General features: G+C 44.5%; 23 protein-coding genes and 2 riboswitches. Of the genes, 4 read left to right on the top strand and 19 right to left on the bottom strand.

Annotation, left to right across the window (positions count from 1 at the left end):
• The first annotated feature begins 235 nt into the window (after positions 1-235).
• The 3 genes from G6R29_RS00520 to G6R29_RS00510 are packed head-to-tail and all read left to right on the top strand — an operon-like array spanning position 236 to position 1,821.
• A complete protein-coding gene (locus tag G6R29_RS00520; RefSeq protein WP_213808405.1) occupies positions 236-679 on the top strand; it encodes a MarR family winged helix-turn-helix transcriptional regulator in 444 nt (147 codons plus the stop codon).
• A gap of 39 nt (positions 680-718) precedes the next feature.
• Positions 719-1,240: a hypothetical protein gene (locus tag G6R29_RS00515; protein ID WP_213808404.1), complete on the top strand. Its 522-nt coding sequence runs from the start codon at positions 719-721 to the stop codon at positions 1,238-1,240.
• A gap of 47 nt (positions 1,241-1,287) precedes the next feature.
• On the top strand, positions 1,288-1,821 hold the full coding sequence (locus G6R29_RS00510; RefSeq protein WP_213808403.1) for a GNAT family N-acetyltransferase: 534 nt from the start codon (positions 1,288-1,290) through the stop codon (positions 1,819-1,821).
• An 83-nt stretch (positions 1,822-1,904) separates the two neighbouring features.
• Here the strand turns inward: G6R29_RS00510 and G6R29_RS00505 are convergent, their stop codons facing one another.
• The 5 genes from G6R29_RS00505 to G6R29_RS00485 all read right to left on the bottom strand — a co-directional run bounded on the left by G6R29_RS00505 (position 1,905) and on the right by G6R29_RS00485 (position 7,877).
• Positions 1,905-3,245, bottom strand: a complete 1,341-nt coding sequence (locus G6R29_RS00505; protein ID WP_213808402.1) for an MFS transporter — start codon at positions 3,243-3,245, stop codon at positions 1,905-1,907.
• 374 nt (positions 3,246-3,619) lie between these two features.
• Positions 3,620-5,143 (bottom strand): PH domain-containing protein, encoded by a 1,524-nt coding sequence (locus tag G6R29_RS00500; protein ID WP_213808401.1) that lies wholly within the window; start codon positions 5,141-5,143, stop codon positions 3,620-3,622.
• The gene (locus G6R29_RS00495; protein ID WP_213808400.1) at positions 5,133-5,603 is read right to left on the bottom strand and encodes a PH domain-containing protein; all 471 of its coding nucleotides are present in this window, start codon (positions 5,601-5,603) and stop codon (positions 5,133-5,135) included. The genes G6R29_RS00500 and G6R29_RS00495 overlap by 11 nt, the downstream gene beginning before the upstream one ends.
• 49 nt (positions 5,604-5,652) lie before the next feature.
• Positions 5,653-6,417, bottom strand: coding sequence for a pyrroline-5-carboxylate reductase family protein (locus G6R29_RS00490; protein WP_213808399.1), 765 nt, complete (start codon positions 6,415-6,417; stop codon positions 5,653-5,655).
• A gap of 119 nt (positions 6,418-6,536) precedes the next feature.
• Entirely contained in the window at positions 6,537-7,877 is a 1,341-nt protein-coding gene (locus G6R29_RS00485) for an amino acid permease (RefSeq protein ID WP_213808398.1), read from the bottom strand.
• Positions 7,878-7,995: 118 nt separating this feature from the next.
• On the opposite strand from G6R29_RS00485, the gene G6R29_RS00480 reads away from it, so the two are divergent.
• Positions 7,996-8,862, top strand: a complete 867-nt coding sequence (locus tag G6R29_RS00480; protein WP_213808397.1) for a LysR family transcriptional regulator — start codon at positions 7,996-7,998, stop codon at positions 8,860-8,862.
• A gap of 40 nt (positions 8,863-8,902) precedes the next feature.
• On the opposite strand, the gene G6R29_RS00475 is transcribed toward G6R29_RS00480, so the two are convergent.
• The 14 genes from G6R29_RS00475 to G6R29_RS00410 all read right to left on the bottom strand — a co-directional run bounded on the left by G6R29_RS00475 (position 8,903) and on the right by G6R29_RS00410 (position 23,974).
• Positions 8,903-9,568 (bottom strand): energy-coupling factor transporter transmembrane component T family protein, encoded by a 666-nt coding sequence (locus G6R29_RS00475; RefSeq protein WP_213808396.1) that lies wholly within the window; start codon positions 9,566-9,568, stop codon positions 8,903-8,905.
• Positions 9,565-10,959, bottom strand: coding sequence for an ABC transporter ATP-binding protein (locus tag G6R29_RS00470; protein WP_213808395.1), 1,395 nt, complete (start codon positions 10,957-10,959; stop codon positions 9,565-9,567). The genes G6R29_RS00475 and G6R29_RS00470 overlap by 4 nt, the downstream gene beginning before the upstream one ends.
• A gap of 6 nt (positions 10,960-10,965) precedes the next feature.
• Positions 10,966-11,538: an ECF transporter S component gene (locus G6R29_RS00465; RefSeq protein ID WP_213808394.1), complete on the bottom strand. Its 573-nt coding sequence runs from the start codon at positions 11,536-11,538 to the stop codon at positions 10,966-10,968.
• Positions 11,539-11,630: 92 nt separating this feature from the next.
• A riboswitch (TPP riboswitch) is annotated at positions 11,631-11,720 on the bottom strand.
• A gap of 82 nt (positions 11,721-11,802) precedes the next feature.
• Positions 11,803-13,188, bottom strand: coding sequence for an argininosuccinate lyase (gene argH / locus G6R29_RS00460; protein ID WP_213808393.1), 1,386 nt, complete (start codon positions 13,186-13,188; stop codon positions 11,803-11,805).
• A 21-nt stretch (positions 13,189-13,209) separates the two neighbouring features.
• Positions 13,210-13,953 carry an amino acid ABC transporter ATP-binding protein gene (locus tag G6R29_RS00455; protein WP_213808392.1) on the bottom strand — a complete coding sequence of 248 codons (744 nt, stop codon included), beginning with the start codon at positions 13,951-13,953 and terminating at the stop codon, positions 13,210-13,212.
• The gene (locus tag G6R29_RS00450) at positions 13,946-15,403 is read right to left on the bottom strand and encodes an ABC transporter substrate-binding protein/permease (RefSeq protein WP_213808391.1); all 1,458 of its coding nucleotides are present in this window, start codon (positions 15,401-15,403) and stop codon (positions 13,946-13,948) included. Before G6R29_RS00450 ends, G6R29_RS00455 begins: the two co-directional genes overlap by 8 nt.
• Before the next feature lie 427 nt (positions 15,404-15,830).
• Entirely contained in the window at positions 15,831-17,168 is a 1,338-nt protein-coding gene (locus tag G6R29_RS00445) for an FAD-dependent oxidoreductase (RefSeq protein WP_213808390.1), read from the bottom strand.
• A gap of 236 nt (positions 17,169-17,404) precedes the next feature.
• Complete coding sequence (locus G6R29_RS00440; protein ID WP_047974521.1) at positions 17,405-17,680, bottom strand: HU family DNA-binding protein; 276 nt, start codon at positions 17,678-17,680, stop codon at positions 17,405-17,407.
• A gap of 179 nt (positions 17,681-17,859) precedes the next feature.
• Positions 17,860-19,170, bottom strand: a complete 1,311-nt coding sequence (der, locus tag G6R29_RS00435; RefSeq protein ID WP_213808389.1) for a ribosome biogenesis GTPase Der — start codon at positions 19,168-19,170, stop codon at positions 17,860-17,862.
• A gap of 60 nt (positions 19,171-19,230) precedes the next feature.
• Positions 19,231-20,421, bottom strand: coding sequence for a 30S ribosomal protein S1 (gene rpsA, locus G6R29_RS00430; protein ID WP_213808388.1), 1,191 nt, complete (start codon positions 20,419-20,421; stop codon positions 19,231-19,233).
• Positions 20,422-20,626: 205 nt separating this feature from the next.
• Positions 20,627-21,304, bottom strand: a complete 678-nt coding sequence (cmk, locus tag G6R29_RS00425) for a (d)CMP kinase (protein ID WP_213808387.1) — start codon at positions 21,302-21,304, stop codon at positions 20,627-20,629.
• Between the two features lie 18 nt (positions 21,305-21,322).
• Positions 21,323-21,820 carry a peptidoglycan-binding protein LysM gene (locus tag G6R29_RS00420; protein ID WP_213808386.1) on the bottom strand — a complete coding sequence of 166 codons (498 nt, stop codon included), beginning with the start codon at positions 21,818-21,820 and terminating at the stop codon, positions 21,323-21,325.
• A 72-nt stretch (positions 21,821-21,892) separates the two neighbouring features.
• Entirely contained in the window at positions 21,893-22,480 is a 588-nt protein-coding gene (locus tag G6R29_RS00415; RefSeq protein ID WP_213808385.1) for an ECF transporter S component, read from the bottom strand.
• 82 nt (positions 22,481-22,562) lie between these two features.
• Positions 22,563-22,696: riboswitch (FMN riboswitch) on the bottom strand.
• A 528-nt stretch (positions 22,697-23,224) separates the two neighbouring features.
• Positions 23,225-23,974 carry a pseudouridine synthase gene (locus G6R29_RS00410; RefSeq protein ID WP_213808591.1) on the bottom strand — a complete coding sequence of 250 codons (750 nt, stop codon included), beginning with the start codon at positions 23,972-23,974 and terminating at the stop codon, positions 23,225-23,227.
• Between the last annotated feature and the right edge of the window lie 13 nt (positions 23,975-23,987).

Raw genomic sequence — 23,987 nt, 5'->3', positions numbered from 1 at the left:
TCATAGAACGTAATTAAAAAAGACAGTATCTGCCACTCGTTCCCTGCGTCCGTACTAACGGCTTCAGGTTCAATGGGTATAATCTCAGCACAAGGCACCCCAACTTTTTCAATTGTCGAAAAAAGTATAGCATGAAAAGAAAAAAGCGCCAACTGATTTCTTAAAAAGCGCTTGAACGTAGAGCGTTTATGCCATATATTATAAGTATACTTATGATATTAAACAGAGGATAACAATGACAAAATCTCATGAAGAATTAATCAACGATTATCAACATTCAACATCGCAAAGCTTCTTTGCGCTCTATACGGACTGGTTCCGACAGACCAAAAGTCAACTCCGTCGGTTAAATCTAACCCACCCACAGGTTCAAGTTTTGGCCACCGTTGAAAAGTTAAACTTGGAAGCTCCAGAAGTGACACAGGCGATGGTCGCAAAGGAAGCTGACATTGATCCAATGACGGCATCTGCCATCATTACCAAGCTGGCCCGTGAAGATTTCTTGGACCGTTTCCCTGGAAAGAAAAATCCACGTTCGAAGGCCATTCGCCTCACACAGCACGGAAAGAACAACCTGGAAAAGGCGCTCATTGTGATGAACGACTTTGACAAGGCCTACTGGAAAGACACCAATCCCAACCGTCAGGAACTCATCGCAAACTTCAAAAAGAAGATTTAAGAGAGCTCAAAAAATAGAAAACACAAGGTGAATGAATTCATGCGGCAAGCACAAGACTTTCACCTCGAATATTTAAAAGAAGACGATTATGATCTTTTTAGAAGGACTTTACAGGCTGCCTATCGGTATAGCATTCCACGACACTACGGAGAATTCATGCCGATTGATCTGCTAACGCCAGAAGAACAAGAAATCACTGACTTCTTACAAGCAAAGAGAACATCTTCAATCGTCGCTAAGTCAAACGGCGCCATCATTGCCGGTATAACCTTTCTGACGAAAGGCGACCAGGTCGTCGTTGGCACGCCAATCTACCTTTTTACGGCACCCGCCTTTCAAAACACCGGAATCGTTTCGAAGTTCTTTTTGAAGATGTCCAAACAGTTCCACGACATTGACCTTTGGGAAATGAACATCTACTCAGGTGACCATGAGTTAGTTAACTTATTCGTTAATCGATGTGGTTTTGAGATTATCGAGTTTCTGAATCCACACCACCGAAAAGAAGGCGATAACTCATCGTCTGATAGCAACTATGTGTTACGTAAAGACAACTTTTAATTAAAGCGTCATCATCGCCCTTCCCCATCTCAGTCGAAAGGAACTTCATGTCAAAACAAGAAAACAAGCTTTTAATCTCATATCTAGAAGCGGAAGAACTCCATGAGTTCAGGGACAATCTGTATGGCGCGACTCGAGCTGCCTTTCAAAAATACAGCGATGAAGATGATGACTTTGATCCAGAGAGTCTACCGGACATCGAAGACATTGCAGGTGCCTTTTTCTATGCGGACAGCGTTAACTTGAAGCTCACCTTAAACGACGAAATGGTAGCTGGCGCCATCTTTCACCCAAAGTATAAACAAGGCTTTTCTGACATCATCTTCTTGTTTGTTAAAGCTGACCATCAGGGACAAGGAATTGCTACCCGCTTTCTTGAAATGATTGAAGAATCCTTTCCACAAATCAAGGCTTGGTCGACCCTTGTCTATGAAAAGGATACTGCCCTATTAAACTTTTACATCAACCAAGCCGACTTTAAGGGCATTACGGTTTATAACAGCCACAATCCAGCACCAGTCCCTCAAATCAAAGACGGAACCATCCTACTGACAAAATGGAATGATGGTCTAGAAGAATAACGCACGCCTTTGACTTTTACATCAACGAGGCAAACAAAAAGCCGCTCGAGCCTTTCGCTCAAGCGACTTTTTTAATTTAGCAATTAGTTGTTAACGGATGCTTCCATGGCGCGAATCTTCTTTTCTTCGAAGAGCAATGCAACAAGCAAAGCAATGGCAACAGCAGCCGCGAAGTAAATCACGTTAGAAGCCATGCTCCAGCCGTATGAACGAACCAAACCACCGATAACAGCAGTGGCAATCGTTTCTCCAAAGATGTACTGGAAGAAGCCCATGAATCCGGCTGACAAACCAACCGCGTAGTTTGGCACCGCTTCGTTGATCATCAAACCAACCAACGTAATTGGAGCGTAAATCATCGTTCCCATTGCAAACAAGGCGATGATCAAAGCCACGTGATTTGAAGTCGTGAAGTAAACAGTCAATGATGCCAACGTTCCAATAGCGGCAATCAAGCAAATCAAAGCACGACGTCCGTTCAAGAAGTCTGACAACATTCCCAAGGCGATAACACCAGGAACGGCTGAGATTTCAAAGATACCAACTAACCACTTTGCCCAAGAAACTGAGAAGCCCTTCGTTGGCAAGTAAGATGGAATCCATGACATCACACCGTAACGGATGATGTAGAAAGACATTGACGTCAACGTCACCAACCAAACAACCTTGTTCAACAAGATGCTTTTAACCAAGATTTGGAAGACAGACATATCAGTCGTTGCTTGGTTCGTCTTTTCACCCTTGATGTCAACTTCGACATAACCAGAGTAAGTTCCGATGTCAGGCAAGCCAACTGATTCTGGCTTGTCCGTGTTGATCAAAAGCATCAACGTTGCCAAAACAGCTGAGATTACTGATGCCGTGACAAAGACCATCACAAGTGAACCTGAGAAAAGAACCGTTGCCAATTCGATTGACAAAACACAGAAGAACGCTCCGGCGTTGTGAGCTGATGACCAGATTGAGTAGGCCGTTCCACGGTTCTTCTTAGAAAACCACATTGAAATCTGACGTTGGCAAGCAGGCGCTCCCATTGATTGCGTGACGGCGATGAAAAGCATCAACACCAAAATCAAGTAGAAGTTTGACGTGAAACCAATCAGCAAGTTGAAGAATGCTGAAAGGTACAAACCACCGGCCAAGAACCAACGAGCATTGGACTTATCAGCCAAGGCTCCCATGAAGAGCTTGGCAATTCCGTACCCAACACCGAAGGTTGAAAGAATCAAACCGATTTGACCAATGTCAAATCCGTAGTTGTTCATAATGTTAACTTGTTCCGTCGTGAAAACCAAACGGATGATGTAGTAACCAATGTATGAAAATGATGTTGCAAGCAAAACACCCAATTGACGGCGCTTGTATTCACCAGCAATCTTGTCTTGTGCAACAGGCTTTACGTTAGCCTTGTTGAATGAAAACATACTGTAATCCTCGTATTCATAAAATAGTGTGAAACCGTGGTTCTTCGGCCTTTCACCTCAAAACGCTGGATTCAGTTGTACAGTGAAGCCTTTCACCTCAAAACGCTGGATTCAGTTGTACAGTGAAGCCTTTCGCCTCATCTGCTTTATATAGAAGTTTAGAGGACTTTTATTAAAAAGTCAATCTAATTTGAAAAAATACAAAGGATGTTTTACAATGTAACCCTTTACATTTTATAAATATTAACAATTATTTCGGATTTTCAAATGAAAACACTTAATAAAAAGCCCGTTTTTAATGTTACTTTTTAAATATTTAGAAAAAGACAGCCAAGAAAATTTGACTGCCTTTTTTCGAAAATAATTTGTTAACGCTACTTTTGGTATGCCGCTTGATAAGCTGCATAAATTGCCCTTGCTTCTTGCAATGGCAAGTAACGGGTTTCAATCTCAGCCGATCCATCATTCGTTCGTATGACAACGATCAGATGCGCACGCTTATTAAAGAGCGCCATCCAGAAGGATTGCGTCAAGCTGACAGACTGAATGTTTTCACACTTCACGTAAACCGTCTTCTTGTTAAAAAGACGGGCGGTTTGAAGAACGAGCACCTTCCCCTCTTCAACGATGGCTGTCCCTGTCACACGGCCCTTGTAATACCCGGAAAGCGCACCAAGGACAAGCAAGAAAATCGCGACCATCACGCTGTAAGTATTCAACCAGAAATAAAGGGCAACTGCCAAAATTACTCCGAGGTAAACAACAGCATTACGCGCCATCGCCCATGATTGAAAGAAACTGCCTGATTTAATCGCCGGCTTTTTTTCGGGCACCAGCGAAGGCAAGAAAGCGTGCGCCAAGTCATTGGCTTCCTTTGATTTAACCAAAGGAAACATTGTCGGCAGCTTTCTTTGCACCTCGTCGTCACCGCTTTTGTCAGTAATCAAACGCAAACGAACAGTAGCGAGTTTTAACAGATTACGCCAAAGATTTTGCTCGATTTGCAAAGACTGAATCCGATTCTCAGCAAATGTTAGGCCACGCACCTCGAACAGGCCACGCTGAATCTGCAAATGTCCGTCCTTTTTACTAAAGGTAAAGTCATAGTATAAGATGACCGTTTTAATAATGTTAAAGATAAAGAGAACGACGAGAAAGGCAATCACAACACCGACAATCATCAACACGCTTTTGGTACTTACCTCATCGCTAATCGTTTCAAAAACGTGAACGTGAGAGTCCAATCGGCCTAAGAAGCCAAAAACAATGGCGAACTGCAAAAGAACTTCAGGTGCCGTTAAGGCATACAAGAACAATTCTTTCACGCTAGTCTTGTGTTCGACCTCTTTTCCATCTTTTACCGTTAGATGATGGTCCTGACGATCACCCGTTTTATCCAAAAGCGCCTTCGAGAAGTCCTCTGATTTCATGGCTACCTGTTGGTCGGCGATCTCTAAAAGCACGTCCAATTCCGTATTTGGATTCTGATGCTTTTGTTCAATTACCCAGGTTACCCAGGTTGGAATGACAGGAAGTGTGATTTGGTTCTCGCGTTCACCTCCCTGTCCCCCGGAATCAACAGCAATCTTTTCAAGCCGGAAAGGCTTCAGGAAAAACCATTGTGACCGGTGAATATTTTGAATCTTTTGGTATGGAAGGTGGCGCCATTTTCTTCTTAAGATTCCAGAAGTTAAGACCAATTCATTTTCCGTTAACCAGTAGCGGCGCATCCAGTAATCGAGTCCTTCAAAGGTGAACCAAGCCAAGAACAGAAGAGTAAACTCCCACCATGTCCAGTGAAGCAGAGCCATCACACCAATCAAAGCAAAGAAGGTCGTTCGTCCGTCCAAAAACACCTGCTCAAAGAAAGCTAAAATGTGTAGGTGTTTAGGCTTCATGACGGGCCTCCTTTGCCAACGTCATGACTTGGTCCTTGAAAGCAATAGCATCTTCTTCAGTCAAGGCCTCGATTGAATGATGGCCCCCTCCGGTGACAAGCACAACCTTTTGGAGCTTAAAAATTTGCAAAAAAGGTCCCTGGTCCAAATCGACGTTTTGTACACGATCAATTGGAATAGCAGTCAGGCGACGATAGAAAAAGCCACGCATAATTTCAACATCTGTCGGGTTAACCTGATAGTGATAGACGGCGTATCGGTAGTGGACCATGCTAAAGCCAAAGACGACCATGATTGCGGCCGGTACATACAATGCTGAAAGCAACCATGACGGTAACGTCCAGCTAGTAAAAATTGGCAACGCCCAGGTCAGCCCAAATAAAATCGCAAAAATCACAATTCCTGAAACCAGCTCAGAGAGGTACCAGACCCCTTTTACTTTCTTTGGTAGTGATAGCATGTTCTCTCCTCAGTAAAATGAATTTAAAACGTTAAAGTAATAAGTGTGCTTATTTTCCAGAAGCTTTGATAATTGCTTCGTGAATAGCATGGCGGAAACCGTTCGCATCCAAAGCCAAAACGCCCTTGATGGTCGAACCACCGGGGGATGTAATCTGTCCCTTGAGGTCAGCGGTCGAAAGATCTGAACTTTGAGCGAGCTTTGCACTTCCCAAAACAACGGAAGCAATAAGGTCAGCCGCCTTGGAGCGGTCCAATCCCTGTGCAACAGCAGCGTCTTCCATGGCGTCCATCATGACGTCGATAAAGGCTGGTGAACAGCCGCCGACAGTTCCAGCAATGGCCAATTGATCTTCTGGAACAACAAGAACGTCTCCTAGACTTTCAAGAAGTTCTTTTACAGTAATTGTTGCCTCACCCGTTCCGTATTCCGTAACGGCCAAAGCGGTTGTTCCGGCGTTGATTGCTGAAGGAATGTTTGGAATGAAGGGATAGATTGGGTTGTCGTTTGAAACATTGTGGAGTGCTTCAGCCGAAACGCCAGCTGCAGCAGACATCACAATGACAGAGGATGATAAGCCAGCCTTAACCAGCTTTTCCAAGGTGTTCACTGTGTGCTTGGCTGGAACAGTTAAGATAAGCGCATCCATCTCCTGTGAGACAAAGTCATTTGTCTCTTTGAACACAGCGATACTTAGTTCTTGTGCCTTTTTAGCATTTGAGGACAGCCCAACAGGTGTGGTACCCGAAACGTTCAGCAACCCCTTAGCCAAAGCAGTTCCCATGTGGCCGAGACCAACGATTCCAACTTTCATTAACTTTCTCCTAACGTTTTAACTAAGTGCTATTCTACCATAGAAACGTGTTAAATCAGGCTTTTTAAGGGACTAAAAAAGTCGGAAGCATGCGCTTCCGACTAGCAATAAACGTTTTATTACTTCTTCTTAATGTAAGCAACTCCTGTAAGAGCGATCAACCAGATAATGGCCAAAATCGTCGTAAACATCGTGCCCTTGTTCAAAAGCATCAAGACAAAGATGAGTGCCAAGAAGGCAATCGTCAAGTAATTTGAATATGGCGCAAATGGTAACTTGAAGAACCCTGCTTCTTCAACCAGCCCTTTCTTCACCTGCTTCTTGTAGACAACGTGCGTGAGCATCAAGCTCATGTAGATAATCAAGAAAGCGGCGGAAGCCGTTGATGAAATCAAGTTGAAGGCGTCCGTTGGGTAAAGGTAGTTTACAATAACTGACAAACCAACGATCAGGGTTGAAACGTTGATGGCTGCTCGTGGAATCTGATTGTGATTCAGCTTACCAAAGCGTGACTTTGGACCTGACAATGAGTACAACATGCGACCAGTCGTGAAGAAGGCCGAGTTGATGGCAGAGGCGGCAGCAGTCAACACAACGAAGTTAATCAGTGCTGCAGCGGATTGAACACCAATACCAGCAAAGACTTGAACGAACGGTGACTGACCAGCTTCGTAGTTTGTCCATGGTTGGATGATCATGATGGCTGACAACGCACCGATGTAGAAAATCAAGATTCGAACAACGATGGAGTTAACGGCCTTTGGAATCGTCTGCAACGGATCCTTTGTTTCCGCAGCGGTAACGCCGACGAACTCAACCCCTAAGAAGGAGAAGAAAGCCATTTGGAAGGCTGTCAAAAGCGTCTTTCCATGGTTCGCAATCAAGCCGTGTGACCAAAGCGTTGAAAATTCTGTTTTACCAAGCGGTGTGTGAACTTGACCGAGGGCCAAAAACAAACCAGTCGCGATCATCGCAACGATGGCGATGATTTTGATGGTTGAAAACCAAAACTCAGCTTCTCCAAAGGCCTTAACGGCCACAACGTTTAGTAAGTACAAAACGACGAGGAAGCCAAGTTCAAACGGCCAGGCGTCCATGCCAGGGAACCAGAACTTCATGTAGGTTCCAATGGCCGTCAATTCGGTCATGGCGATAACAACCCAACCAATCCAGTAGGTCCAACCCAGAACGAAGCCAGCCTTTTCACCAAGGTACTGTGTCATGAAGTCGATGAAGACGGGCTTGGAATCGTCTGAAACAAGCAATTCCCCAAGCGCCCGCATCATCGCAAAGACGAAGAGTCCAGTAATGATGTAGACCAACAAGATGGCTGGTCCGGCCTTTTGAATGGCGGAACCGGCTCCTAAGAAAAGTCCGGTTCCAATTGTTCCACCCAATGCAATCATCGCCACGTGGCGGTGAGATAGCGTGCGGGCGAAGCCTTGTTGTTGTTCTTCCATACAATACTCCTTTAAATATCCATACTTGTAGTTTATACTTAGCTAATAAATAAGTAAAACTAAAGATTTTCAATTTAAAGTTAGAAAAATTCATCTTACTTCTCAGAAAGGAAAATCGATGAAAACCTTCACCTATCAAATCTTTGCGACGGTTGCAGAGACGGCATCTTTTAAAAAGACCGCGGATCAATTAAACATTACCCCTTCCGCCGTTTCACACGCCATCGCTTCTTTAGAAAGCGAGCTCAGTTTACCACTGCTGGTACGTAACCGCTCTGAGATGGCTTTATCTCAGGCTGGCGCAGATATTTTGCCAATGGTGGAACGCCTTCTAAACGAAGACCGAAAGATTCACGCACGGGCAGCCAACCTCGCTGGGTTAGCTGCTGGTAATCTGCGTATTGGCGCCATCTCTTCCGTCTGTATTGCCTGGTTGCCAACCATCATCCAAAAATTCAAAAAAAACTATCCAGCCGTCGATGTGACCGTCTTCCAAGGATCATTTAAAGAGATTGAAGAAGGTGTGGCACAGGGACGAATTGACATTGGTTTCTCAGCTCTTCCAAGTAAGGAAAGCCTGGACACCGCCTTCTTGCTAGACGATGAGATTAAATGCATCACGCAGGCTGACTTTATCCCAAAAAACGGTCAGACGATTACGCAGGCTGACCTTGAAAATCAGCATTTTATTCTTCAACGAGCGGACTATGATTCCGATACGAAGGCTGCGTTAGACGAACTCGACGTGAAGCCACAGGCCATCAACTATTCCATTGATGACCAGTCGATTCTTGCGATGGTCGAGGCTGGCCTTGGTTGGGGAATCCTGCCAGACCTCGCCCTCACCCGTCTATCCGGCGAGGTCAAAGCCTATCCTTTCGAAAAGGCCTACTTCCGTCATCTCGGGCTCGTTACAAATCCTTCCGCAACGGCTGATCCATTGGTAAAAGCCATGAAGGAAGAAATCATACAAGATATCATGTAAAAACAAAAAGGACCGCAAGATAAAATCTTGCGGCCCTTTTTTAATACTGGCTGAAGTTCAATAGAACAACGGTTGCAAATAAGGCAGCAGCAATCACCGCAAACCCCGACTTTTTATAGGGATAACGTTTAAAGGATGAGCGTGAAGCTCCCTCCTGAAAGCCGTGTGCGGTCATCGCCATCGCCACCGTTTCAGACCAATTAATGGCTTGAATTAACGCTTTAAAGTAAATCGTTGGTTGGTACCAGCTCAAAGACTGGCCGCGCATGTTAGCCGAAGCTTGAATACTTTTGAAAGCGTCCTTGAAACGTGGCACGAAGTTCAAGGCTGCCAACAGCCCGTAAATGAAGGTTGGTGACAGTTTTAGATTTTGTTGAAGTGAATGAAGTAAAACAGACGGTGTAACCGAATTCGTTAACCAGGCACTAACAAAGACGAAAAGCATAATACGAGACCCCATAATCATCCCCGTATGCATTCGTTCAAATGCCCCACCAATTCCAAAAAGGTAAAAGGACCAAAATGTTCCAAGCGTTGGCAAGATTGAAACAGCAATGTAAAAACCAAGTCGTTTAAACTTAATTCGTTGGCAAAGTAACAGGATGAAGAACATTCCAAAGAGTGTCAGATTCAGCGTCACTGATTTCGTCACAGCAATTTCTATTGAAATAAGCAGTGCGAGGAACAAGCGTTGACTTGCGTTCATGCGTGCACCTCCTCGTTTAACTCACGGTTTTGCAAGTGCAAGCGACGGTTAACCACGCCCATCAAAGGACGAATCTGATGCGAAACAATGAGCATCGTCTGTTCGAGCGCAGCCCGACTCTCCTGAATCAGTTCAATGACTTTTTGGAAAGAGTCGTTGTCCAAACCAGCGAAGGGCTCATCGAAGAGCAACAGTTCCTTTTCAGTCATTAACATGAGCAACACCTGCAACTTTTTCTGTTGGCCACCTGAAAGCGTGTAGACGGAACGTTTCGAAAGTCCCGTTAGCTCTAAACGCTCAAGGGCGTCATCGACTCGATCCTCCGTCCAGTAACGCTGATTCTTCGCGTACCGTTTGACTTGGGCCAACTCCTCTTCGACCGTTATGGTCAAAAACTGATCGAGTGCGCTTTGAAAGACGAGCCCGACGGATTGGTAGTACGCCTTGTTCTTCCAGTCACTCAAATTCTTTCCGTTAAAATGAAGCGCTCCATCGTACTTTTGAAGCTTTGAGATGGCTTTTAGAAAGGTCGACTTCCCTGATCCATTCTCACCGGTTATCAGGATTAAATCCCCCTTGTTTACCTCAAGTTCCTTTTGAAAGAGCAGTAAGCGCTGGTCGTTTTCTAAAGCTAATTCTGAAGCTGTCAAAGTCAGACCCGTACCAGGCAGTTTTGCTGCCAACTCGAAGACCTCTTCTCCCAGGTCCTTCGGCCAGTTGTCCGACTCAACGGAAGTCACTTCACCCTTTGAGCAGCGATAGAAGTCCGTAATCCTGTTTTCGTATCCTGCATCGTCATGATCACAAACCAAAACCGCATAACCAGCTTTTGAAAGTTCCAAGAAAAGTTCCTGTAACTCAACCCTTGAGTCATGGTCAACGGCAGCAAATGGTTCGTCTAGCAAAAGGTATTCAGCACCCAGAGCCAATACTTCAGCTAGGACGACCTTTTGCATCTCTCCCCCGGACAACTGTCCAAGAAAACGGTGCTTAAATTCAGAGATGTGAACCATGGCCAGGGCCTTATCGATTCGATTCTCAATCTCAGCGGGTTCTAACGATAAGTTCTCAAGGGCAAAGGCAATCTCCGCCTCGACCGTCTCCAAAACAAATTGTTCTTTCGGATTTTGAAAAAGCATAGAAACTTTCTTCACCCGTTCGTTGGCTGCTGATTCCGCGACCGGCTCGCCATCAACAGTGACAGAGCCACTCACCATCCCGCCGTACTGCGGAAACAAACCAGCTAAGCACTTAAACAGTGTCGACTTCCCGCAACCAGATGGCCCCATCATTAACGTGAAGGAACCCTTTTCAATGTTCAGGTTCACGTTTTCAAAGATTGGGCTTTTCTTCCGATACGAAAAACTTAAGTTTTTAGCAGTGAGCGCCATGTGGGCTTACTCCTCTTCGTCCTTTGATGACAAGAACTTTGAACGGTCCAAGAGACGTTCGATGGCAAAAACCAAAACGCCACCGAAGAAGAAAATGGACAAGTAACGAACGATGAAGAGCACAATCAGCAAAGCGAAATGGTAAGAAGCGTATCCTTCAGCAATCAAACTCCAGGCAAAGGTGACGATGGTTCCAGTCAAAGTTGACAACCACAAACCAGTTTTGTAGTTCTTGTAGCCGGTGAAGGTGAAACCAAGTTCTGATCCCAATCCTTGAACCAAACCAGAAACAAGCGTTCCAACACCGTAAAAACCACCTAAGAACATTTCGCCGGCAGCCCCAATCATTTCATCAATCAAAGCCGTAGCGGGCTTCTTCAAAACGTAGGCTGCTAAAGGCCCTGCCATCATCCAAATGCCAAGGACAATATCGTTTGCAAGGTTTTGCAAACCAACCGTTGTTAGGACGCCTGAAATGATTTGATAGAGCGGGTCCATCAAAAAGTAAACCACCGAAAAGATGATTCCAATCAGGGCCAACAAGATGGCGTCTTTCAATTTCCACTGTGTATTCTTCATGCTTATCCTCCTTTATTCTGAAGGGGAACCATTGATCGCAATAAAAAAGCCGCCTGTGATAGACGGAAGTCATACACAAGCGGCGCTAAAAAAGCTTTATTGTGCGAACTCCCTACGTCGGTATTAACCGGACAGGTTCAATGGGTGTTATCTCAACCAAACAGGTACCCCAGTTCTATATGCAATTAAATACGTGTTTTATGTTAAGGTGCTTTCAAAAATAATGCAAGCGCTTTTTATAAAATTCATGCAAAAATTTGAAAATCACATTTTAGAAGCAAGTATTCCCTTTGCCCGAACAACTTCTTTTTTAACGTTTGAGATTGCTGTTCCACCGAGTGAGGTCCGCTTATTAACGGCCGTCATTGGGTTCAATACCACGTACACATCGTCTTCAATCAAAGCGGAGTGTTCCTGCAGCGCTTTCAGTTCACACTGTTCGAGGGCAATTCCTTCTTGAATGGCTTCAAAGACTAACTTTCCCGTCACTTCGTGGGCCTGACGGAACGGCATCCCCTTCTTTGCCAGGTAATCAGCCAATTCGGTTGCATTGGAATAGTCCGTCTTCAAAGCGGCCTTCATGTTGTCCTTTTTCACGGTGACCGTTTCAAGCATCCCCGTAAACACCTTCAAGACGGCGATAATCGTGTCAAAAGTTGTAAAAGTCCCGGACTTATCTTCTTGCATGTCCTTGTTATAAGCCAAAGGCAAGCCCTTCATGACGGTAAGCAAGCCCATTAACTGACCGTAAACGGCGCCCGTCTTACCACGGCTGAGTTCGGCGAAGTCGGCGTTTTTCTTCTGTGGCATAATGGATGATCCGGTTGAGTAACTATCGGACAATTCCAAGTAGTTGAATTCAAAGGACGTCCAGAGAATCAGTTCTTCTGCCATCCGGGAAAGGTGCATCATGAGCATCGAAGCGTTGGCCAGGAATTCAATGGCGAAATCACGGTCTGAAACGGCATCCAAGCTGTTGTGATAAATGTTTCCGAAACCTAATTCATCAGCAACGTATTCACGATCAATTGGAAAAGTCGTCCCCGCGAGCGCCGCGGCTCCTAGTGGGAGGATATCAGTGTGCTTCTCGTTGAATTCAAAACGTTCGTAATCCCGTTGCAGCATCTCAAAGTAAGCTAGTAAGTAGTGACCATAGGAAATGGGCTGAGCGTGCTGAAGATGCGTATAACCAGGCATAATCGTATCAGCGTGCTTATCAGCTAAGAGTACTAATTCGGTTTGCAAGTTCTTAATGGCTGCCTTCACGTCTGGCAGGCGGTGCTTCATCCAAAGGTGAAAGTCCGTTGCCACTTGATCGTTTCTTGAACGAGCCGTATGCAGCTTACCAGCTACCGAGCCAATCTTTTCTGTCAGTAAGGACTCAATGTTCAAGTGAATGTCCTCGTTTTGAACAGAGAACTGTACCTTCCCCGCTTCAATGTCAGCTAAAATCTCTTTTAGCCCACCCTGAATAAAGGCACACTCTTCTTCTGAGATGATTCCAACTTTACTCAACATTTTTGAATGCGCGAGTGACCCTTCAATGTCTTCGTGGGCCAACTGATAATCGAAATGAATGGAGGCACCAAAGTCCTCTACCCAACTGGCAGCTCCCTGCTGGAAGCGCCCTCCCCAAAGCTTATCAACCATAACGGTACCTATCCTTTTCTTCTAATCAAGTAAGACTTGTTCAATAAAGTGCTGTGTTTGTTCATGCTTTGGATGGTTAAAAATGACGCCCGGCGTGTCTTCTTCAACCAATTGACCGTCTTGCATGAACCAAACTTTATCAGCCACCTTCTTAGCGAATGCCATTTCGTGGGTCACAATGACCATAGTCAACTTTTCTTCGGCTAGCTCCTGAATAACCTTCAAGACTTCCCCAACGTTTTCTGGGTCAAGGGCGGAGGTTGGTTCGTCAAAGAATAATACTTTTGGTTTCATGGCCAAGGCACGGGCGATGGCCACCCTTTGCTTTTGACCACCGGACAAAGAGGCTGGGTACGCATCGGCCTTGTTATCCATCCCGACTTTTGTCAGGTAGTCGTTTGCTGTCTTTTTTGCCTCTGCTTCATCCATCTTCTTCACACGGACGAGCCCAAGTGTGACGTTCTTTAAAACCGTGTGGTTTGGAAAGAGGTTGAAACTTTGAAAAACCATTCCAATCGATTCACCGAGGTGCTTTAATTCTTTGCTAGTGGCTTCAACTAGGTTTTTTCCTTCGAAGAAAACGCCGCCTGACGTCGGCTTCTCCAACTGGTTAATTGTTCGCAAGAGCGTTGACTTCCCAGATCCTGACGGTCCAATAATGCTTAGAACTTTCCCCTCTTCAATCTGTCCGCTCACGCCTTTTAAGACCAAATTATCTTTAAAGGACTTTTCGACGTTTTGTAATTCAATCGCTGTTTTAGTCATTGTTCATTTTCCTTTCAAAGTGGTTTAACAACCGGGTTAACGTGAAGGTCATGAGGAAGTAAATCGCCATGACGACAACAATTGGTGCAACAGCACGGTAAGTATCGGCACGCACGACGTTCAACTGGTAAATCAAATCGGACACCCCGATGATGGAAACAATGGAACTTTCCTTCACGACGGAAATGAATTCATTTCCAAGGGATGGCCAGATGTTCTTAAAGGCCTGAGGCAAAATCACAAAACGCAACGTGTCGACTTTGGAAAGACCAATACTAGCAGCTGCCTCGTTTTGCCCCTTATCCAGACTGTTGATTCCACCACGGATAATTTCAGCAACGTAGGCACCGGAATTCAGCGCAATGGCAATCGTTCCGGCAACCAATGCCGAAAGGTTTAACACAGCTCCTAAACCAAAGTAAACGAGCAAAACTTGAACCATCATTGGGGTTCCACGAACGATTTCGATGTAAGAAGTTGCTGTCCAGGAAAGCAGTTTCCAAGAAGACAACTTCATGAGGACCAAGAGAATTCCGAGCAGGATACCGAAGATAACAGCCAATACTGAAATCAAAGTGGTATTCAAGAATCCGTTATAGAAATACTTCCAGTAGTGCATCATCGAAGTATCTTGTAGATTGTCCTTCATGTACTTTCCAGCTGTTTTCAGGTACTTAGGGATCCAGTTATTTTTGTGAATCTTATCAATACTTTTATTGACCTCAGAAGCTAATGAATCAGAACCCTTTGCAAAGGCAATGGCTGCTCCAGTTTCGTTAGCATCAAGCTTATAACCGGCATCAATCATGGCAAAGTCTTTGTTATTTGCTGCATACGCTTCTGCTACGGGCTTTTCCAACCCAACGGCATCTAACTTACCGTTTTTAAGAGCAAAGATTAAATTCGGTGTTTTATCCATGCTTTGAATGTCGCTATCAGAAAAATCCTGTTTTGCTAACTTATGCTGCAAAGACCCTGTCTGAGCTCCAATCTTTGCTCCGTGCAATTTTTTAGCGTTGTTAAATTCCTTTAGCTGCTTTTTGTTAACAAGAAACGCTTGGCCACCGTTGTAGTAAATCTTTGAAAAGTCAACGGATTGACGACGTGCTTCCGTCGGGTTCACGCCCGTAATGGCCATGTCCACTTTACCGGTCTGAACGGCTACAAGCGTCGAACCAAAATCCATGTCCATGACTTTCAGTTTCAGGCCGAGATCCTTTGCAATTTGCTTGGCAATTTCGATGTCCATACCAACGTCCTTGGACTTACCATCAATCGTAGCTTGAAACTCAAACGGCGGATAATCAGGTGACGTGGCAACACGCAACACGCCCGCATCCTTCATCTTTTGCAAACTATTATCATCAGCAGAAGCCTTAGTTCCTCCGGCAACCACCGACATAATAAATATCAACAAGGTCGCTAATGCTATTCCTAAATTCCTTTTCATCTTCCTTCTCCTCTTGTGTTTGATTGGCGTTAATAAATAAAAAAACGCCCTTTAGTCAAAATGACTAAAGGGCGTTTGCACGCGGTACCACCTAGTTTGTGCTCCACAAAGAACACCTCTCTTATTCGATCAAAACTACTAATCGTCAGCTCGATAATGGGAGCACCCAGCATGGTTTGTCTCGCATGCACCAATAGGCGACGTTCATCTTACTTACACGTGTTTCTCACCAACCAACACTTCACTGTCCTGTAAGTTTAAGATTACTACTTCCTACAAATGTTTTTGAATATTAACTTTTCATTAACTATATCATCTTATTCTCATAATGCAACAGTTTTATTATAAATATTTAATATTAAAGCATCAAACACTATTTTAATGTACTAAAAAAGCAGGATATAAGTCCTGCTTTTTATTTCATTCATTATTCAGCTTTTGCTTGAGCAGCCATCGCTACGGATGATACATAGTTAATTGGTTGTCCAAAGTTTGGTTGGAAGAAGAAGTCAGTCATCGCTAACTGATCAATCGTCATCTTGTTTTCGATGGCCAAGGAAACAACGTTTGCTGCCTGTGAGATGTCGTGCTTTGACATGAAAGCAGCACCAACGATGCGACGACTTCCCTTTTCCCAAGTCAATGAGGCCTTAACTGGCGTCGTCGACAACATGAAGTCTGGACGGTAGTCCTCCTCGATAGTAACGGATTCTGCATCAACGCCCTTGATCTTAGCTGATTCCTTGGTCAAACCAGTTGCTGCGTAAGCCAATTCATACAATTCAACGGCAGACGTTGCTTGTGTCCCCTGGTAAGCCACCGTATTCTTTTCGATGTTCTTACCAACCAAGACTCCTTGGCGAACAGCATTCGTTGCCAGTGGGATGTAGTCATACTTTTGCGTTGGGTTATAGAAAACGGTCGCCGCATCACCAGCAGCGAATACACCGGGTACTGAAGTCTCCATGTACTCGTTTGTTTCGATGGCACCGTTCTTCAACATATTTACTTGGCCTTGGAATAAACCAGTGTTTGGCAAGAAACCGATTCCCAAGATGGCGATATCAGCTTCGTATTCACCCTTATCAGTCTTCACCTTCACGCCGTTTTCAATGTCTTCAAAAGATGACACCATTTGGTTTAATTCTAGTTGAACACCATGCTTCTTATAGGCTTCTTCAAAGACTGATGAGAACTCGTCGGACGTATTCTTAGCCAAGACTCGATCCAAACCATCAATCAAAGTTACCTTCTTGCCATTCACTGACAATTGTTCAGCTAATTCAGCACCGATGTAACCGGCACCGATAACAATGGCGGACTTAATCTCAGGGGTCACCTTTTTCAAGTCGTTCGCGTTTTTCCAGTTCTTTGAATCAAAGACACGGTCTGAGTGAATACCTGGCAAGTTTGGCTTGATGGCCTTTGAACCAGTCGTGATAACGATCTTATCAAAGTCAGCGGCTGTTTCTTCACCAGAAGCAAGGTCCTTATAAACCAAGTGCTTGTCGACCAACTTCGCTTCGAGCACTTCCGTGTTCATGTGCATCGTAATGCCCTGTTTAGCCATTGATTCAGGTGATTCGTAGAACATCTTGTTTGGGGATGAAACGTGATCACCAATCCAAAGTGCGATTCCACAAGAAAGGAAAGAAACTGTATCGTTCTTTTCAAATACGTGAATTTCGGCGTCAGGATGTTCAGCCTTAATCTGCTTTGCTGAGAACACACCAGCGTGTGTGGCACCAATAATTGCTACTTTCATGAGAAACTCCTTTGTGGCTCTGCTTTGTTACAATTCTATTTCGATTATACAACAGAGATTACGCTTGTCAACGAATTCACGAAGTTTTTTTAAAAAATAAAAAAGCGCTTTTAAAAAGCGCTAAAAAACGTTATTCATCAAGAAAATTACGAGAAAACATTGGCTAAAGTTTGCTCAAACATTCGATAAATTTTTTGAAAAGAAAAAAGACACCAAAACGGTGTCTTTTAAAAGGTTTACTTTACAGCATCCTTCAAAGCCTTACCAGGCTTGAATGCAGGAACCTTTGATGCAGGAATTTGGATTTCTTCCTTAGTTTGTGGGTTGCGTCCCTTGCGGGCTGCACGTTCACGTACTTCGAAGTTACCAAAGCCAATCAATTGAACCTTTTCACCCTTCTTCAAGGCGTCTTCGATTGATGACAATACGGCTGCAACAGCCTTGTCAGCATCCTTCTTAGTTAAACCAGTCTTCATTGCGACTGAATCGATCAATTCTTGCTTGTTTGCCATTCCTTTTCTCCTTGCAAAAAATTAATTTAGAATACCCATGGCGTGACAATCGTCGATGGGCTGGAAAAGCTACCGTAGCAACTCCCATAGGACAAGCTTAGCACAACTAAATTAAAATGTGTAGCAAATCCTAATAATTTAACATTTGAAACACTATATGTCTCAAAAATTACGTAAAATTACTTTCGTTGCCGGATAATCAGCTTAATTGGCGTACCTGAAAAGTCAAAAGCGGACCGGATTTGGTTTTCCAAGAATCGCTGATATGAAAAATGCATCAGTTCAACGTCGTTTACAAAGACAACAATGGTTGGTGGTTGGATAGCCACCTGCGTCGCATAGTAGACGCGCAAACGACGACCGTTATCAGACGGTGCCGGATTGGTTGCCAAAGCGTCCATCAAGACGTCGTTCAACATTGATGATGAAACACGCTTACTGTGGTTTTCGTTTACAGACAAAATCAAGTCAGGCAAACGGTCCAAACGCTGCTTCGTCTTAGCAGAAACAAAGACGATTGGTGCATAATCCAAGAACTTGAAACGATCACGGACAACGTTTTCAAAGTCGTGCATGGTATGCGTATCCTTTTCGATGGCATCCCACTTATTCACGACAATAACAACAGCCTTACCCGCATCATGCGCATATCCGGCCACGTGAGTGTCTTGTTCGCGAATTCCCGTCTCTGCGTCTAATACCATTAAAACAACTTCAGAGTCGTCTATGGCCTTCATAGCGCGCATTACAGAGTACTTCTCCGTATTTTCATAAACTTTTCCACGTTTACGGATACCGGCCGTATCCACCATCACAAATTCATCACCTTCCGGTGTCATGAAACGTGTATCGATCGCGTCACGAGTTGTCCCCTCAACGTCAGAAACAATCATTCGTTGTTCACCAAGAATGGCATTAACGATGGATGACTTACCAACGTTTGGACGTCCGATAATTGAGAATCGAACAGCGTCATCATCTTGGACAGCAGCTTCGTCTGGGAAGTGCTTAACCACTTGATCCAAGACATCACCCAACCCGATTCCGTGAGAACCAGAAACTGGGTATGGGTCACCTAATCCAAGTGAATAGAAATCATAAATGTCTGCACGCATTTCAGGGTTATCAACCTTGTTAACCGCCAAAACAACGGGCTTATCAATACCATACAAAAGGTTGGCCACGGCTTGATCATCAGCCGTCATTCCTTCACGACCAGAAACAACCATCACGATGACATCAGCTTCATCGATGGCCAATTCAACTTGGCCACGAATTTCAGTCAAAAATGGGGCGTTTCCCATTTCTAACCCACCGGTATCAATCACACGGAAGTCATAGTTCAGCCATTCTGCCTTCGCGTACAGACGGTCTCGAGTTACTCCTGGCATGTCTTCAACAATGGCCATTCGTTCCCCTACGATTCGGTTAAAGAGAGTTGATTTACCGACGTTTGGTCGGCCAACAACAGCTACGATTGGTGCTGCCATAAGAACTGCTCCTTTCTTTACAATAAAAAAAGACTGGCGAGCCAGCCTTTTTATGTCATCTTACAACTTGTCGCCGAAGATGTCACCCAAAGTAGCGGCACCTTCATCGTCTTGTTGGTAAGCGGCAACATCGGCACGTGAAGCACCGTTTGAGTTGTCGTTTTCATCTTGCTTGTTAGCTGGCTTTTCTTCCAAAGCCTTCATTGACAATGAAATACGTTCTTCTTGTGGCTTTACGTCCAAGACTTGAACCTTAACCTTGTCACCTGACTTCAAAACGTCAGCAGGGTTTTCAACACGCTTGTGTGAGATTTGAGAAACGTGAACCAATCCTTCGATACCAGGGAAGATTTCAACGAATGCTCCAAAGTCCTTAACGCGCTTAACCGTTCCTTCAAGAACAGTACCGGCTGGTGCCTTTTCAGCAACTTCATCCCAAGGTCCTGGTTGAGTTGCCTTAATTGACAATGAAATACGTCCACGTTCAGTATCCAAAGCCAAGATCTTAACGTTAACCTTGTCACCCTTTGACAATACGTCAGCTGGGTTCTTCACACGGTCGTGTGAGATTTCAGAAACGTGAACCAATCCATCAACGCCACCCAAGTCAACGAATGCACCGAAGTCTGTCAAACGAGCAACAGTACCTTCAACTACTTCACCAACAGTAAGGCGTGAGAATGCTTCTTGCAACTTTTCTGCACGTTCTTGTGCGGCCACAGCCTTACGTGACAAGATCAAACGTGCCTTGGCTGGGTCGATTTCGATTACTTCTGCCTTGATGTCTTGGCCCTTGAATTGACCCAAGTCTGAAACAAAGCGTTCTGCAACCATTGAAGCTGGAACGAATCCGCGGATTCCTGCAACGTCAACAATCAAACCACCGCGTACGGCGTTCAATACAGTGGCGTCAACAACATCACCTTCAGCAAATGAGAGCTTTTCCCATGCCTTGCGGGCTTCCAAACGCTTCTTTGACAAGAGGTATGCAACCCCTTCCTTGTCTGACGTAACGTTAGAAACAACAACCGTTTCGATCGTGTCTCCAACATTCAAGTCGTCGGCCAAGTTAACGCTACGATCGTCAGAGTACTCACGCGCTGGCACAACTCCTTCTTCACCGGTATGCAAACCGATAACCGCTTGGTTATCGTTGTCGATTGCCAAAACTTCTCCAGTTACGACATCGCCTACCTTAATTTGATCAGCACTTTCCAGAGCTGCTAGTAATTCGCTGTTTGTATCACTCATGACGTCAAACGTCCTCCTACATTTACACTTATAAGGGTATTTTATCAGAGCTTCACAATTTTTCATAGTAAAACATTTGAAAAATCGAAAGCCATCTACTTCTCTTATTGAGTTATGCAGACAATTCTATTGATTCCTACCGACTTATTATCTTCTATTCTAGCAGGAAACACCCTAAATAAGCAAAGAAAAAAGCAACAGCTTTTTACTGTTGCTTTGAAATCAAATCTTGAATGGTGTTCACCACTTCTTCAATTGACACACCCGTCGTGTCAACTTCAATGGCGTCAGACGCCTTTGTCAAAGGTGAAATTTCACGGTGTGAATCCTTGTAATCGCGCGCTTCGATTTCCTTTTTCAAAGTTTCAAGGTCAACGGTCATGCCCTTTTCCTTGTTTTCCTTATAGCGACGTTCAGCTCGTTCTGAAACTGAAGCCACCAAGAAAATCTTGACTTGCGCATCGGGTAAGACGGTCGTTCCAATATCACGTCCATCCATAATCACGGGATTTTCTTCGGTCATTTTACGTTGCTTATCAACCATGTCAGAACGAACCGCAGCGTAGGAAGAAACCAATGAAACATTATTGGTGATTTCAGTGGATCGAATCTCTTCCGTCACCTCTTCACCGTTCAGAAAGACACGTTGCACCGGCGTTCCAGGCTTGAACTCAATGGATGTCTTTGGAAGCAAAGCTTTGATGCCAGCTTCGTCTTCATAAGAAAGACCCGCCTTCTTCGCAGCTACGGTAATTGCACGATACATTGCTCCGGTATCCACGTATACGTAGTGGAGGTTTGAAGCGAGAATCTTGGCAATGGTTGACTTACCAGCGGAAGCTGGTCCGTCAATGGCAACTTGGAAAAAAGCGGGTTTAGTCATGAGTACGTTTCCGTCCTATTACTTAATCTTCAATGATTGTCCTGCATACTGTGAGTAATTCTCAGTCGTCAAGCCTGGGTTCAGGTTGATGATCGCAGCTGCGTTCGTGTTATGGGTCACGGCGAAGTTGTACAACGTCTGATTTGCACCAAGTACGGCGCTGTTTGCATCGGCTGCTGCTTCATCTTTTTGAGCACTTTGTGCAGATGAAGAAGAACTTGCTGATGAGTCAGCGTCTGATGATGATTCCATTGCTTCATCATCGTTTGATGTTGAAGACTTCGTTGCCTTCTTTGAATCAGACTTAGAAGATGAACTTGTCTTAGTTTCATGGGTCAACTTGGGTTGGTTGCGCACCATTCCATATACTGGCGCAGAAGCCAATAAGAAGAGTGATACGAATACCAAGAAGACTAACAAGCCACCGTGGTTTCCATCGTTTGTTTGGTTTTCATTTCCCTTCTTTGAACCTTCAAAACGGTTCTTACGGGAAAGAATAGCTCCATCGTTATTCATTGGGATAATGCCTCCAATTCCTTCGTATTTTTAGTCTAACACGAAAGGCAAAGACAAATTGATAACCTTTTCTTAAGCTTGATAACTTTTCTTAAAAGGTGCCAACGCTTTAACGACCACTTGGCAGGCTAAGTACCAGATAAATCCTTGAATTAAGTTGAATGGTAAGACTATGCCAAACAAATAAGGCTTCACTCCAATGAACTTGGCGATGTCAAAATGGGCAAACTGGGCGTAGAGCGGAATGGCCCAGACAATGTTCACAATAACGGCAATGACCGTCATGTAGATGACAGCTGCAACAAGTCTTGCCCCCTCCTTGGCCAATCCATTCCATTTTTCAACCATTGGGCTCTTTACAACGAGAACATACATAAAGAGAAATGACCAGGCAACCGCGAAGTTAACAGGCATACCAATGTAAGTGTTCACTCCTTCATTAAAGATAATGACCTTCAACAACGTGCGAACAAAGAGTGCCAAAGTAGCAGAACCAAGCCCGTACCATGACAGTGCTAGGAAGATCGGCACAATTGAGAAGTCCAGCTTCAGAAAGGAGGCGCCTGGAAGCAAAGCCACCTTTGGAAAGATCGTTAAGACGAAAGAAATCGCCGTTAAGACCGAAAGTGTTGTGAGACGTTTTGTCGCGTGAATATTCATATTATTCTCCTTTTTTAGGCCAAAAAAAATGACCTTTGATTTCACGCGGGGGCAAAATAAAGGCCAGCCTAAAAAAGCTGTCTTTAAACTTCTTTATACCCGACTGTACGGTCGGCTTTGGATTTTCACCAAATCAGCTGCAAAAGCAGGTCACGGGCTTATCAGTCATACTGAATTACCGCCGGTTGGGACTTGCACCCGACCCCGAAGTTTTCTTGTTCTATTGAACATTTTTTAGTTTAGCATGTTGATAAAAAAAGGCAAGCGCTTTTTAACGAAAACAGCCCGCTTTCTTCTCCAAAAAAATCTGCTATACTATATATGAAAAGCGGGTCGGTGCGACAACACCAACCCGCTGACAGATCCGTGAAAACGGTGACTCAAGTAATTAACGAAAAAAGCAGCTAACCCCTGGTCAAAGTGAAGTTAGCTGCTTTTTATTTCTTACGAAACAAATCGAGAATGTTCTTAATCAACAAAACAACGTCAGTCATCAAGTCGATTAACTCTTCTAGAAAGTCCACGGACTTCCGGCTCCTTTGAAAAAAGTCTCTACTTAGGTTACCCATAAGTGTACCTCCTTATCTTTGGAGCCACCGGCTTCACTTATCTGCCAACATCATCATAAAGGCAGCTGAACGAATAGTCATCAAAAATCGTTCAGATTGGCCTAACTATCATTTAGGCCATATCTTTGCCAAAACAGGATACAAAAAAAGAGGAGCTCTCGCTCCTCTTTTTATTTTACTTACGGCGCAAGTAGCGGTAGTCCCCTGCCTTCAAGCGCTTTACTTCATCGTGCTTCAAGTCACGGTATTCGCTTGGCTGTAAACCAACCAAATCTAAGAAGGCATAACGGTCACGGCGCAGCTTTTCAACTGGCAACCCGACCTTTTGCAACATATCCTTCACTTGGTGGTTACGCCCTTCGTGAATCGTAATCGTGACAAAGGAAACCTTCTTGTCTGTATCAACCTTTTCAATGGCGACACGCGCTGGGGCTGTTTTCTTTCCCTTGATAACAACTCCACGCTTCAAAGGTGCAAGGGCCTCCATTGTTGCAATTCCCTTGACCTTAGCCGTATAAACCTTATCGACCTTCCCCTTTGGGTGCATGAGTTGATTAGCCAACTCACCGTCGTTTGTCATAATCAAGGCACCGGTCGTATCGTAGTCCAACCGACCAACGGGGTAAACGCGGGCATCAACATCGGACAAAATATCAACGACAGTCGTACGTCCCTTGTCGTCGGAGGCCGTTGTCACGACACCACGGGGCTTGTTCAAAAGGTAGTAGACCTTCTTTTCTCGCCCGTCCAATGGAACACCGTCCACCTTGACCTCATCATGAGACGTTACCTTCGTTCCAAGCTTTGAAACTTGTTCACCATTAACGGCAACACGACCTTCTAAAATCAATTGTTCAGAGGCCCGGCGGGAAGCAATCCCAGCCTGGGCGATGACTTTTTGTAAGCGTTCAGCCTTTTCTTCCATCATTTCTTCCTTT

The sequence above is a fragment of the Fructobacillus broussonetiae genome (assembly GCF_018437275.1).
Lineage (GTDB): Bacteria > Bacillota > Bacilli > Lactobacillales > Lactobacillaceae > Fructobacillus > Fructobacillus broussonetiae.
The sequence above is the reverse complement of the archived record's forward strand: the minus strand, read 5'-3'. Positions and strand labels throughout refer to the sequence as shown.

What these genes read in the sequence shown, in the direction of transcription:
- G6R29_RS00520 (WP_213808405.1), top strand. Translation starts at nt 236, where the DNA reads ATGACAAAATCTCATGAAGAATTAATCAACGATTATCAACATTCAACA.
- G6R29_RS00515 (WP_213808404.1), top strand. Translation starts at nt 719, where the DNA reads ATGCGGCAAGCACAAGACTTTCACCTCGAATATTTAAAAGAAGACGAT.
- G6R29_RS00510 (WP_213808403.1), top strand. Translation starts at nt 1,288, where the DNA reads ATGTCAAAACAAGAAAACAAGCTTTTAATCTCATATCTAGAAGCGGAA.
- G6R29_RS00505 (WP_213808402.1), bottom strand. Translation starts at nt 3,245, where the DNA reads ATGTTTTCATTCAACAAGGCTAACGTAAAGCCTGTTGCACAAGACAAG.
- G6R29_RS00500 (WP_213808401.1), bottom strand. Translation starts at nt 5,143, where the DNA reads ATGAAGCCTAAACACCTACACATTTTAGCTTTCTTTGAGCAGGTGTTT.
- G6R29_RS00495 (WP_213808400.1), bottom strand. Translation starts at nt 5,603, where the DNA reads ATGCTATCACTACCAAAGAAAGTAAAAGGGGTCTGGTACCTCTCTGAG.
- G6R29_RS00490 (WP_213808399.1), bottom strand. Translation starts at nt 6,417, where the DNA reads ATGAAAGTTGGAATCGTTGGTCTCGGCCACATGGGAACTGCTTTGGCT.
- G6R29_RS00485 (WP_213808398.1), bottom strand. Translation starts at nt 7,877, where the DNA reads ATGGAAGAACAACAACAAGGCTTCGCCCGCACGCTATCTCACCGCCAC.
- G6R29_RS00480 (WP_213808397.1), top strand. Translation starts at nt 7,996, where the DNA reads ATGAAAACCTTCACCTATCAAATCTTTGCGACGGTTGCAGAGACGGCA.
- G6R29_RS00475 (WP_213808396.1), bottom strand. Translation starts at nt 9,568, where the DNA reads ATGAACGCAAGTCAACGCTTGTTCCTCGCACTGCTTATTTCAATAGAA.
- G6R29_RS00470 (WP_213808395.1), bottom strand. Translation starts at nt 10,959, where the DNA reads ATGGCGCTCACTGCTAAAAACTTAAGTTTTTCGTATCGGAAGAAAAGC.
- G6R29_RS00465 (WP_213808394.1), bottom strand. Translation starts at nt 11,538, where the DNA reads ATGAAGAATACACAGTGGAAATTGAAAGACGCCATCTTGTTGGCCCTG.
- argH (WP_213808393.1), bottom strand. Translation starts at nt 13,188, where the DNA reads ATGGTTGATAAGCTTTGGGGAGGGCGCTTCCAGCAGGGAGCTGCCAGT.
- G6R29_RS00455 (WP_213808392.1), bottom strand. Translation starts at nt 13,953, where the DNA reads ATGACTAAAACAGCGATTGAATTACAAAACGTCGAAAAGTCCTTTAAA.
- G6R29_RS00450 (WP_213808391.1), bottom strand. Translation starts at nt 15,403, where the DNA reads ATGAAAAGGAATTTAGGAATAGCATTAGCGACCTTGTTGATATTTATT.
- G6R29_RS00445 (WP_213808390.1), bottom strand. Translation starts at nt 17,168, where the DNA reads ATGAAAGTAGCAATTATTGGTGCCACACACGCTGGTGTGTTCTCAGCA.
- G6R29_RS00440 (WP_047974521.1), bottom strand. Translation starts at nt 17,680, where the DNA reads ATGGCAAACAAGCAAGAATTGATCGATTCAGTCGCAATGAAGACTGGT.
- der (WP_213808389.1), bottom strand. Translation starts at nt 19,170, where the DNA reads ATGGCAGCACCAATCGTAGCTGTTGTTGGCCGACCAAACGTCGGTAAA.
- rpsA (WP_213808388.1), bottom strand. Translation starts at nt 20,421, where the DNA reads ATGAGTGATACAAACAGCGAATTACTAGCAGCTCTGGAAAGTGCTGAT.
- cmk (WP_213808387.1), bottom strand. Translation starts at nt 21,304, where the DNA reads ATGACTAAACCCGCTTTTTTCCAAGTTGCCATTGACGGACCAGCTTCC.
- G6R29_RS00420 (WP_213808386.1), bottom strand. Translation starts at nt 21,820, where the DNA reads ATGAATAACGATGGAGCTATTCTTTCCCGTAAGAACCGTTTTGAAGGT.
- G6R29_RS00415 (WP_213808385.1), bottom strand. Translation starts at nt 22,480, where the DNA reads ATGAATATTCACGCGACAAAACGTCTCACAACACTTTCGGTCTTAACG.
- G6R29_RS00410 (WP_213808591.1), bottom strand. Translation starts at nt 23,974, where the DNA reads ATGGAAGAAAAGGCTGAACGCTTACAAAAAGTCATCGCCCAGGCTGGG.